Genomic DNA, 748 nt, shown 5'->3' with positions numbered 1-748 from the left:
GTCGATCAGCGTCTTGATCTCCTTGGCGGCATTGGCAGAACGCTGCGCCAGGGTCCTGACTTCGGTGGCGACGACCGCGAAGCCGCGGCCCTGGTCGCCGGCGCGGGCGGCTTCGACCGCGGCGTTGAGTGCCAGGATGTTGGTCTGGAAGGCGATGCCGTCGATCACGCCGATGATGTCGGCGATCTTCTTCGACGAGGCCTCGATGCCGCTCATGGTTTCGACCACCTGGCCCACCACCATGCCGCCCTGCGAGGCCACCGAGGCGGCACCGACCGCCAACTGGTTGGCCTGGCGGGCGTGTTCGGCGTTCTGGCGCACGGTCGAGGTCAACTCTTCCATCGAGGCCGCGGTTTCCTCCAGGCTGGCGGCCTGCTGCTCGGTGCGGCGCGACAGGTCGTCGTTGCCGCTGGCGATCTCGCCGGCGGCCGCGCTGATGCTGCTGGCCGCGGTCTGGATGCGCGCGACGATGCCGGTCAACTGGTCGGTGGTGGCGTTGGCGTCCTCGCGCATCCGTGCGAACACGCCGTGGAAGTCGCCATGCATGCGGGTGGTGAGGTCGCCGGCGGCGATGGACTGCAGCAACGCCGACAGCTTGCCCAGATTGACGTCGCTGACCTCCATCATCGCGTTGAGGTCCTGCACCATCAGGCGGAAGTCGTGCTGGAAGCGCGCGGCATCGCCGCGGGCGCTGAAGTCGCCGGACGCCGCTGCGGCGGCCAGGCGCTTGATCTCGGTATTGATCGCC

1 protein-coding gene is annotated in these 748 nt (G+C 68.7%); it reads right to left on the bottom strand.

Going from position 1 to position 748, the window contains the following annotated elements; genetic code table 11:
* On the bottom strand, window positions 1–748 hold a 748-nt coding region (locus D183_RS28075; protein WP_017910421.1), incomplete at both ends, for a methyl-accepting chemotaxis protein.

Origin of the sequence: Xanthomonas sp. SHU 199 (assembly GCF_000364665.1) — a bacterium.
GTDB lineage: Bacteria > Pseudomonadota > Gammaproteobacteria > Xanthomonadales > Xanthomonadaceae > Xanthomonas_A > Xanthomonas_A sontii.
This window is presented reverse-complemented; position numbering and strand designations above follow the sequence as displayed.